At 61.7% G+C, this 10311-nt stretch carries 7 protein-coding genes and 1 pseudogene; 4 read left to right on the top strand and 4 right to left on the bottom strand.

The window, feature by feature from the left end:
• Positions 1–30: 30 nt before the first annotated feature.
• Positions 31–1611: a M1 family metallopeptidase gene (locus tag JQ46_RS00785; RefSeq protein ID WP_034984572.1), complete on the bottom strand. Its 1581-nt coding sequence runs from the start codon at positions 1609–1611 to the stop codon at positions 31–33.
• A 145-nt stretch (positions 1612–1756) separates the two neighbouring features.
• Positions 1757–2989, bottom strand: a complete 1233-nt coding sequence (locus JQ46_RS00790; RefSeq protein WP_034984573.1) for an alpha/beta hydrolase — start codon at positions 2987–2989, stop codon at positions 1757–1759.
• A gap of 73 nt (positions 2990–3062) precedes the next feature.
• On the opposite strand from JQ46_RS00790, the gene JQ46_RS11180 reads away from it, so the two are divergent.
• The 3 genes from JQ46_RS11180 to JQ46_RS00800 all read left to right on the top strand — a co-directional run bounded on the left by JQ46_RS11180 (position 3063) and on the right by JQ46_RS00800 (position 6083).
• Complete coding sequence (locus JQ46_RS11180) at positions 3063–3374, top strand: hypothetical protein (protein ID WP_155271072.1); 312 nt, start codon at positions 3063–3065, stop codon at positions 3372–3374.
• A complete protein-coding gene (gene lpdA, locus JQ46_RS00795; protein ID WP_034984575.1) occupies positions 3367–4797 on the top strand; it encodes a dihydrolipoyl dehydrogenase in 1431 nt (476 codons plus the stop codon). The genes JQ46_RS11180 and lpdA overlap by 8 nt, the downstream gene beginning before the upstream one ends.
• A 182-nt stretch (positions 4798–4979) precedes the next feature.
• Positions 4980–6083 (top strand): hypothetical protein, encoded by a 1104-nt coding sequence (locus JQ46_RS00800; protein WP_237744656.1) that lies wholly within the window; start codon positions 4980–4982, stop codon positions 6081–6083.
• A 15-nt stretch (positions 6084–6098) separates the two neighbouring features.
• Here the strand turns inward: JQ46_RS00800 and ramB are convergent, their stop codons facing one another.
• Both ramB and aceA read right to left on the bottom strand, forming a co-directional pair.
• Positions 6099–7616 carry an acetate metabolism transcriptional regulator RamB gene (gene ramB / locus JQ46_RS00805; RefSeq protein ID WP_034984577.1) on the bottom strand — a complete coding sequence of 506 codons (1518 nt, stop codon included), beginning with the start codon at positions 7614–7616 and terminating at the stop codon, positions 6099–6101.
• A gap of 183 nt (positions 7617–7799) precedes the next feature.
• Positions 7800–9095: an isocitrate lyase gene (aceA, locus tag JQ46_RS00810; protein ID WP_034984579.1), complete on the bottom strand. Its 1296-nt coding sequence runs from the start codon at positions 9093–9095 to the stop codon at positions 7800–7802.
• A gap of 512 nt (positions 9096–9607) precedes the next feature.
• Between aceA and JQ46_RS00815 the strand changes: the two are divergent.
• Positions 9608–10311 (top strand): annotated as a pseudogene (locus tag JQ46_RS00815) (malate synthase G); the annotation flags it as partial.

The raw sequence follows: 10311 nt of genomic DNA on the forward strand, positions 1-10311 counted from the left end.
TAGCTAATCCGTCCGACAGCCCAGAGGGGGCTAGTCCTGCAGCCTTTCGCCGAGCTCGCCGAGCCGCTGCCCAACGCGCTTCAGCGCATCCACGGCACGCGCCGGCCCGGAGGCATCGACCATTTCCGCGGCAGGTCCCGCAGGCAGGTCGCACAGCTGTTCTTCGCTGAGTTCGATGCCCTCGCCGCCAGGGAAGTCGGGCAGTTCTTGGTGACGCAACCAGCGGTCGAACAGCCCCTGCACCTCACTTCGGGCCACACCGTTTTCCTCGGCGACGGTGTTTGCCAGGTTCTCCAGGTCGCGCGTTTCCACCAGCCCCATGCGGTGCTGCGTGGTCCAGCGCTTGACCATGTCGAAGAACGCCTCGTCACCCAGCAGCACGCGCAGGGCGTGGACGGTGACGGCTCCGCGCTTGTACAACCGGTCGTCAAACATGTCGTCCGCACCGGGGTCGATCAGCAGGATGTCCTGCGGCTTCTCCGCGAGCGCCTGGTGGTGCGCCCACGCATGGTGGGCGGCGGGAATGCCTTGAGACTTTTCGAACCACAGCCACTCGGAATAGCAGGCAAAGCCCTCGTTGAGCCAAATATCCCGCCACTCAACTAGGCCGACGGAGTTACCGAACCACTGGTGGGATAGCTCATGGGCGATCAGGCGCTCCCAGGTGTGCTTGCCGTCGGCATGATTGCAGCCAAACATGCTCATGCCCTGGGCTTCGAGGGGAATCTCCATCTCCTCGTCCGTGACCACCACGGAGTATTCCGGGAAGGGGTAAGCGCCGAAGAGCTCCGAGTAGACCTCGACCATCTCCGTTTGCTGGCCGAAATCCTCGTTGACCAGCTCGCGGACCCGCTTGGCGTGCTCCGTGCCTTCGGGGAGCCAGCCGAACACCGGGACGGTCTTGCGGCCGAGTTCCGCGCTGCGGAAGTCGACCCGCCTAAAGGGGCCGACGTACACCGCAGCCAGGTAGGTGGCCATGGGGTAGTTGGTTTCAAACACCCGGGTGGTGTTGTTGCCCTTGTTGTACTGCTCCACCAGGGTGCCGTGGGCGATGGCGGTGACGTCTCGGTGGGCGGTGATGGCCACGCGGAACATTGCCTTTTCGTCCGGCGTATCGTCGCAGGGGAACCAGCTGGGGGCGCCATTGGGCTGGCCTGCTACCAGGGCTCCGTCGTCGGTTTCTTCCCAGCCGACCTCACCCCATTTGGAGCGCAGCGGGCGTGGGTAGCCACTGTATTTGATGGTCAGGTCAAAGGACTGATCCTCGGCGATCTCTTCTACGAAAGTGATCGAAAGCTTGTTGCCATTGTGCCGGAAGCGACGGATCTTCATCGTCCCGTTGTTGGCAGCCGCCCCGTGGCCGGCGACCTCCACGCGGTTGACAGCCAGGTTGTTGGCTAGATCCAACGTCATGGTTTTCAGCGGACGGTAGTTCTCGACCGCCAGGCGGGCCACGCCGCGCAGGTGGTTGGGTTCAACGTCGTAGTCCAACTGTAGGTCGTAGCGCAGCACGTGGAACCCGAGGTTGAAGTCCACGCCCGTGTAGGCATCCCGAGCTCCGGCGATGGGGGAGCTGCGGAAAGGACGAGGATGCTGTTGGGATTGCTTCATGTAAGGCACACTACTATCTGCATAGGACAACCCCCGCCACGGAGGTGGTCTGTGGCGGGGGAAGTGGTGTTCTATCTGGTTATGCTGCTACCTTGCGCGCACCTGATGCTGCGCGAGAGCGCCAGGCTGGAACGGCAATCCAGAACTAGCGGGAGCCCGCGGTGGAACCTTCCCAGAAGTCCTCCGGGGAGATCGGCTTGGTCGGCTCCAGCGGCGGGCGCTTGGCGCCCGTGCCCAGACCGGCAACCAGGTCGCCCCAGTAGCCGCGCAGGTCGTCCTGCCAGTAGCCCCACTGGTGGGTGCCTGCCGGGCGGAAGTTGTAGTTCACCGGGATGTTCAGCGCCTTGGTCTTGCGCTCTAGGTCGCGGGTGCAGGCGTTAGTGGCGCCTTCGATGACAGCGCCCTCGAAGATCACCTGAGCTGCGGAGGACAGCTGGCCGTTCACCCGCTCGGACCACGGCATATCGTGCTCGCCGGGGAAGCCGGAGCTAGTGGAGACGTAGATGTTCTTCTGGCCACGCAGCTTCTCAGCGTTGATCAGAGCATCGTTGTTACGAGCAACCTCACCGTTGACAGCTCCCCACATCTCCTTGAAGTCCGAGCCGCCGCGGTTCAGAACCAGGTTGATGAACTGCGGGGTCAGACCCGTGGTGGTTGCGGCACAGCCGGAGAAGGAACCGACGGAGTCGTAGAAGCCCGGGTGGTGCTGCGCGTACAGCAGGGAGGTGGTGCCAGTCATGGACATGCCAGCGATGGCGCGCTTGTCGTTAGCCTTCAGGGCCGGCTCAATGGCCTGCGGCAGCTCGCGGGTCAGGAAGGTCTCCCACTTCTGCGGTCCCTTGATGTACGGGGTGTTCGGCTCGGTGACCCAGTCAGTGTAGTAGGAGAACGCACCGCTCATCGGGATCACGATGTTGGCGCCGATGCCCGGGCTGACAGTGCCCTTGCTCGCGTCATCGTTACCGCCGTAGTAGGGGACGATATCTGTCTGACGGATCCAGTTGGCGATACCCTCGCCACCGTCTGCGCCGTTCAGCATGTACAGGGTCGGGGCGTTGTCACGCTTTGCCTTGTCCTTCGGCTGGATGACGACCAGCGGGATGTGGCGCTTCATCGACGGGGAGTACGCGGAGACTTCCTGCACGTTGTCGAAGCCCTGGTTGTTCCAGTACTTGATGTTCTTACGCCACGTGGTGGAATCCTCCGGCTGGTTCGGAGTCGTGGAGTTCATTTTCAGCGTTGCCGGCGCGATGCCGTCTGCCTTCTGGGTGGCGGAGACGCTAGCGGCCTGGGTGGCCGGTGCGGTGACCGCAACGGTTGCGAACGGGGCGATCGCAGCCGTGGCAGCGGCGAGAGTGCGGACGATGCTTCGCTTCATAGAATTGATCCTTCTGTGGGCACGCTGGGGAAACGTCAGTAACTCTTGCCCGGGGCGTGAGGTACTCAGTCGAATGTGTGAAAAAGACCTGCAGGGTGTTTTCGGTGGATATTCGGGGAATATTCAAGAAATCCACAGCAAATCTCTAAGGACACAGGAGACTTTACCTAATCTGCGGGAATTTTGGGAACCCAAAGGAGGAAAAACCTTCTCTATTGAACCCGAAAGCGGGGGTGTTTCCTATAGGACTGGTGGTGCGGAAGTTAATTGGAGGGTTGGGGTGGGCTCTTTGGGAGACGGTGGCGTCAATAAGAAAGAGAAAGAGCAAGACGAGCCCGGTAAACACGAGAGACAAACATTAAGTACCCTTGGGGCTTGTGGCTAAAGAACATTTTGACGTAGTAGTACTCGGAGCAGGCCCTGGCGGATACGTGGCGGCGATTCGCGCCGCTCAGTTGGGTCTGAAGACCGCCGTTATCGAAAAGCAGTACTGGGGAGGCGTATGCCTCAACGTGGGTTGCATCCCCTCGAAGGCGCTGATCCGCAACGCCGAACTTGCGCACACCATCACCAAGGAAGCCAAGACCTACGGCATCACCGGCGACAACATCTCGATGGACTTTAAGGTTGCGCACCAGCGCTCCCGCAAGGTCTCGGGCAACATCGTCAAGGGCGTGCACTACCTGATGAAGAAGAACAAGATTCAGGAAATCCATGGCCGCGGCAACTTTGTTGACGACAAGACCATCGAGGTCTCCGATGGCGACGATGCAGGCAAGACCATCACCTTCGACAACTGCATCATCGCCACCGGCTCCGTTGTGAAGTCCCTGCCGGGCGTAGAGCTGGGCGGCAACATCGTCTCCTACGAAGAGCAGATCCTGGACGAGAACAAGCCGGACTCCATGGTCATTATCGGCGCTGGCGCCATCGGCATGGAATTCGCCTACGTGCTGTCCAACTTCGGCGTGGACATCACCGTCGTAGAGTTCATGGACCGCGTCCTGCCGAACGAGGACAAGGACGTTTCCAAGGAAATCGCCAAGCAGTACAAGAAGCTGGGCGTAACTCTGAAGACTGGTCACAAGACCACTGCTGTCCGCGACCTGGGCGAAGGCAAGGGCGTGGAGGTGGACATCGAGTCCGCCGACGGCTCCAAGACCGAGACGCTAAAGGCAGACCGCGTGATGGTCTCCATCGGCTTCGCTCCCCGCGTGGAGGGCTTCGGCCTGGAGAACACCGGCGTGAAGCTGACCGAGCGCGGTGCAATCGACATCGACGACGAGATGCGCACCAGCGTTCCGCACATTTACGCCATCGGTGACGTCACCGCCAAGCTGCAGCTGGCACACGTCGCCGAAGCACAGGGCGTGGTTGCCGCCGAGATCATCGCAGGCGAGGAGACCGAGCTGCTCGGCGACTACCAGATGATGCCGCGCGCTACCTTCTGCTCTCCGCAGGTCGCATCCTTCGGCTACACCGAGGAAGCTGCCAAGAAGAAGGCAGAGGAGGAAGGCCGCGAGGTGAAGGTCGCCACCTTCCCCTACACCGCCAACGGCAAGGCGCAGGGCCTGGGTCACGCAGTGGGCTTTGTGAAGCTGGTTGCAGACGCTGAATACGGCGAGCTGTTGGGCGCCCACATGGTCGGCCCGGACGTCTCCGAACTGCTGCCGGAGCTGACCCTGGCACAGCGCTTCGACCTGACGGCCGAGGAGATCTCCCGCAACGTTCACACGCACCCGACCCTGTCGGAGGCCATGAAGGAGGCCGCCCACGGCATCGCCGGCGGCCACATGATCAACCTCTAGAAAGGTTCATCGGCCAGCTGACCGGCCCACACCTTTACGAAGCTTCCCCTGGGAGTTTTCCCGAAAGGTGCGGGCCGGTTTTCGCGTTAAGTGGCCAACATTTCCCTGGTTAGGTGCAGGTGGAGTAGGATTCCGAGCAAAGCCCTCCGAATCCCTCCCCCCGCCACGATTGGTGCCCAGACTTGCCAGAGAAGATTGGCTTGCTGGCAGACCGAGGACTGCCAGCGGTGCGCGTGCGCGCCATGCTTCAACAGCTAGCTAAGGCCTCGGAGAATCACGTCTCCGGGACCAAACCCATCCTCGAATTCCGCACCGGAACGCTGCCGATGGACGAGTTCGGCAACGTCCGCCTCGCCGACACCGCCCCCGGAATCCTGCGCGACTACGGCTGGGACCGCCTGGTGTACATCACCGACCTGCCACTGACCACCCGCAGGCCGGTAATCAGCCAGACCGTCGAGCAGGGCAAGGCCACCATGCTGTGCCTGCCCGCCTTCGGTCTGCTGCGCGCCAAGGAGGGGCTGCGGCAGGAACTGTCGCGCCTGGTCTGTGGAAAGCACGCCGGAGCCGGCCAGCGCGAAAAGGGTGTAGACGAGATCGAGGGCGGCGACGTAGAGGCCGATACCACCCGCGTGCTTGAAGGCCGCGGACGAACCCTGCGCTTGCTGCTGGGGATGATCCGCGGCAACCGCCCCGGCCAGTTGATCAAGGTGCTCTCTAGCTGCCTGGCCACAGGAGTGGCCACCGGCGGCTTCGGCATCTTCTACGGTTCGGTGTGGGAGATGTCCTACCTGATCAGCTCGTGGCGGCAGATCATGATCACCATCCTTTCCATCACCCTGCTGACCTTCTGGTTGATCTACAAAAACGGCCTGTGGAATGGGGGATATAGCCGTAAGGCGGAACCGTCCGTGTTGAGCGTTGCCGCCGATGCGACCACCGCCCAGGCTTCCTCCGACAGCGTCGAGTGGTGGCGTGCCCGGATGGATAACCTGGCCACCATCGGCACGGTACTGATCTCCGCTACCGGCGTGTATGCCCTGATCTACCTAACGATGCTGCTGATCAGCGCTGCGGTTGTGCCGGTGCCCTTCTTTGAAAACAAGGTGAACTCCACTATCACGCCGCTGGATTATTTGACGCTGGCATGGTTTGCGGCGTCACTAGGTACCCTCGGCGGAGCACTCGGCTCGAGCTTCGATACCGACGAATCGGTGCGCGAGGCCACATACAACCGCCGCGAACTGCAGCGCAGGCAGATCGTCGGGCTTTTCGACGGCGACTAGCGCTATTAGGGCGAACTAGTAGGGCGACACACTCGAACGGTGCGGGTCGATCTCCAACGAGCGGTGGATCGGCGGGAACGCACGCTGCGGGCAGTTATCGCGCGGGCACAGGCGGCATCCGGAGCCGATCGGCACCGCCGCGGACGTGTCCTCTAAGTCCAGACCGTCCGAATACACCGTCCGGTCGGCGTGCCGCAGCTCGCAGCCCAAACCGATGGCGAACATCTTCCCCGGCTGGCCCCATGCCGCGCGGTGGTGGTTCACGGTGCGCGCGATCCACAGGTAGGTTCTCCCGTCTGGCATTTGCGCGATCTGCCGCATGATCTTGCCGGGATAGCTAAACGTTTCGTACACATTCCACAGCGGGCACGTGCCGCCGGAGTTGGAAAGGTGCAGCCCCGTCGCCGACTGGCGCTTGGACATGTTGCCCGCACGGTCCACGCGCACGAAGGTCCAGGGAACGCCGCGCAGGCTGGGGCGCTGCAGACTGGAGAGGCGGTGGCAGACCGTCTCGTAGCCCACGCCGTATTCGCGCATAAGGAACTCCAGGTCGTAGCGCGATTCCTCCGCGGAGCTGTGGAACTGTTGGTAGGGCAGTAGCAGCGCGGCGGCATAGTAGCTGGCCAGGCCGCGCCGGGCGAGCGCGCGGGATTCTTCGGACTGGAAGTGCCCCAGCTCCACCAGCGAGTCGATGGTTGTGCCGGCCTCTAGGAATGCCAGTTCGGTGGCCAGTCGGAACGCAATCTGCCCGGGGCGCATCTTCGACGACACGTGGAGCGTCTTTCGCTTTGGGTCGAACTTGTGCTGTGTATCACCCAGGTCGCGCGAGTAGATCACATGCACTTGGTGCACCTGTTGTAGCCGTTCGGCGATGATTTGTTCTGTGTGGTGTATTTGGTTCGCCCCGATGTTTATTTTGGACGCCAACTTCTCCGCCGCTACATCCAGAACATCGATGTAGTTCTGTCGTGCGTAGAAGAAGTCGCGGACTTCATCGTGTGGCATTGAGAACGCCTCTGGCCCGGAGGCCCGGCCGAAGAGCTCACCCTTGGGCGTGATGGAGAGGATGGCGGAGCCCTGCACGCGCTCCTCGGTGAGCAGCGAGAGGGTATCCGAGACGTTCCGGTAGCGGGAGTGGAGGTCCACGAAGGCGCGGGCCAGGTCCGGGTGGTTCTTCACCAGTGCTGCGAGCTCGGTGACGTCCGCCGGGGTGGGGCTGATCTCCGGGTCCAGGGTGACGTCCTGGACTTCCGCCAGCAGGCGAGTGGAGTCTTGGTCGGCGAAGAAGGTTGGGTCGACGCCGAAGGCGGCGGTAATGCGCTCCAACACGGCGGCGGTCAGCGGGCGCCCGTCGTGCTCGATCTGGTTCACGTAGCTGGCGGAGAGGTCCAGGATCTCTGCGAGGCGGGCTTGGGAGATTCCGCGTTCCTTGCGTAGCTGGCGAAGGCGGGAGCCGACGAAGGGGCGCTCGGTGCTGCGCTCTTGGTCGCGTGCAGGGGTGCGTGCAGATCTGCGTTCAGTCGGTTTTCCCATGGTGTTCACCAGTATATTCGGAGGCTTTGGGGCATGAGTGAAGTTGCCATCGGCTCCATTCGTAGTAACTGCTTGTTAGAAAAGAGAAAGAGCCCGGCCAGCACTTTCGTGCTGACCGGGTTCTAGCAGTGTGCAGGCTATAAAGCCCGCGCAGCTAGTTCCTAGCGCTTGGAATCAAGCGGCTTAGTGGAACTGGCCCTCCTCGGTGGAGCCCTTCAGGGCGGTGGTGGAGGAGTTCGGGTCAACGGTGGTGGCGATCTGGTCGAAGTAGCCAGCACCGACCTCACGCTGGTGCTTCACAGCGGTGAAGCCGCGCTCCTTGGCAGAAGCGAACTCGCGGTTCTGCAGCTCCACGAAAGCGGTCATCTGGTTGCGGGCGTAGCCGTAAGCCAGGTCGAACATGGAGTGGTTCAGAGCGTGGAAGCCAGCCAGGGTGATGAACTGGAACTTGAAGCCCATTGCGCCCAGCTCGTTCTGGAACTTGGCGATGGTGTCGTCGTCCAGGTGTGCGGACCAGTTGAAGGACGGGGAGCAGTTGTAAGCCAGCAGCTGGTCCGGGTACTCTTCGCGAACTGCCTCAGCGAACTTCTTAGCCAGCTCCAGGTCCGGGGTGCCGGTCTCCATCCAGATCAGGTCAGCGTACGGAGCGTATGCCTTCGCACGGGCGATGCAGGGCTCGATGCCGTTCTGCACGTTGTAGAAGCCCTCAGCGGTGCGGCCGCCGGTCAGGAACGGCTTGTCGCGGTCGTCAACGTCGGAGGTCAGCAGGGTAGCAGCCTCAGCGTCGGTACGAGCGACAACCAGGGTCGGGGTGTTGGCAACGTCAGCTGCCAGACGTGCGGAGTTCAGGGTACGGATGTGCTGCTGGGTCGGGATCAGGACCTTGCCGCCCAGGTGGCCACACTTCTTCTCGGAGGCCAGCTGGTCCTCCCAGTGGGTACCTGCAGCGCCGGCCTTGATCATGGCCTTCTGCAGCTCGTAAACGTTCAGTGCGCCACCGAAGCCAGCCTCGCCGTCGGCAACGATCGGAACCAGCCAGTTGTCAACGGAGGTGTCGCCCTCAACGCGAGCGATCTCGTCTGCGCGGGACAGCGCGTTGTTGATGCGCTGAACAACGGACGGAACGGAGTTCGCCGGGTACAGGGACTGGTCGGGGTAGGTGTGGCCGGACAGGTTAGCGTCACCAGCGACCTGCCAACCGGACAGGTAAACGGCCTTCAGACCTGCGCGGACCTGCTGAACGGCCTGGTTACCGGTCAGGGCGCCCAGAGCGTTGATGTAGGAGTCGTCGTCCTTGTTGACTGCTTCCCACAGGATCTCAGCGCCGCGGCGTGCCAGGGTGTGCTCTTCAACAACGGTGCCCTGCAGCTCAGCGACCTGCTCTGCGGTGTAATCGCGCTCGACGTTAGCCCAGCGGGGGTTCTCGTCCCAGTCCTTCTGGATTTCTTCAGCGGTACGTGCCTTGCCGACGTTCGACATGTAGGGGTCACTTCCTTACTAATTAAGGGGAGAGTTATGTCTTGGTCCCTGCCCGGGGGTTCCTGGCGGGGGGACACTGAGTCGCATATTCGAATCCCTGACAGCGCTTTCCAGTGCAGCCAGGTGAAGTCTGCGTTCTGTGTCTCTACCTACGAGAGTACCAACCGAAATAACCACGTCAATGCCGGTCAGGGGGATATTTCTGTGTGGGGGTGGCTCCCCTTTTTGTGAATCTTGTAAAGTTTTTCTCCACACTGTTTCTAAGTGACGCCTTAACGATTGAACGTGATCTGGCTCTCTTGCTGCGCTTATAGGTGTGGTGCGCCACGGGCTGAATCGTGGCGTCAAAAAGAAAAAGAGGAACAACTTTGTCCGATAGTCCCCGTCGGTGGGGGTGAACAAAGTGCGATCTATGACCAACTTCATACCGATCGTGAGGGAACTCACCTAGTCTTTGAGGGTAGAGACCTTTAAATAGGTAAATCGATTGATATGTGAGGAGCCACGTCACTATGACCCAGACCGAGCGCGTAACTGCCGGCGGCCTTCAGGTTGCCAAGACTCTCTACGACTTTGTTAACACTGAGGTGCTTCCCGCCATCGGCAAGGATTCCGCCGAGGAGCAGGAGAAGTTCTGGGATGGCTTCGGCAAGATCGTCGAGGAGTACACCCCGCGCAACCGTGAGTTGCTGAACACTCGCGACGAGCTGCAGAAGAAGATGGATGCCTGGTATGCCGACCACAAGGGTGCTCAGGATCCGGAGGAGTACAAGGCTTTCCTAAAGGAGATCGGCTACCTGGTCGACGAACCGGGTGACTTCGAGATTACGACCCAGAACATCGACCCGGAGGTCGGCACGACCGCCGGCCCGCAGCTGGTTATTTCGGCGTTGAACGCCCGCTTTGCGCTGAACGCAGCGAACGCCCGCTGGGGTTCCCTGTACGATGCCCTCTACGGAACCGACGCTATCTCTGAAGAGAACGGCCAGGAGAAGGGCACCGGCTACAACAAGGTTCGCGGTGACAAGGTCATCGAGTGGGGCCGTGAGTTCCTGGACCGCGTTGTACCGCTGGAGTCCGGCTCCCACAAGGACGTCACCAAGTACGCCGTCGAGTCCGGCCAGCTGGCTGCCACCATCGACGGCAATGATGTGCACCTGCGCAACCCGGAGGTCTACGCAGGCTTCGGCGGCGACAAGGCCAACCCGACCGACAT

Origin of the sequence: Corynebacterium jeikeium, from assembly GCF_000738175.1 — a bacterium.
GTDB lineage: Bacteria > Actinomycetota > Actinomycetes > Mycobacteriales > Mycobacteriaceae > Corynebacterium > Corynebacterium jeikeium_C.

Bases quoted from the DNA above. Each gene is read 5' to 3' on its own strand.
- aceA (WP_034984579.1), bottom strand. From the start codon at position 9,095: ATGTCGAACGTCGGCAAGGCACGTACCGCTGAAGAAATCCAGAAGGAC.
- JQ46_RS00790 (WP_034984573.1), bottom strand. From the start codon at position 2,989: ATGAAGCGAAGCATCGTCCGCACTCTCGCCGCTGCCACGGCTGCGATC.
- JQ46_RS00785 (WP_034984572.1), bottom strand. From the start codon at position 1,611: ATGAAGCAATCCCAACAGCATCCTCGTCCTTTCCGCAGCTCCCCCATC.
- ramB (WP_034984577.1), bottom strand. From the start codon at position 7,616: ATGGGAAAACCGACTGAACGCAGATCTGCACGCACCCCTGCACGCGAC.
- JQ46_RS11180 (WP_155271072.1), top strand. From the start codon at position 3,063: ATGTGTGAAAAAGACCTGCAGGGTGTTTTCGGTGGATATTCGGGGAAT.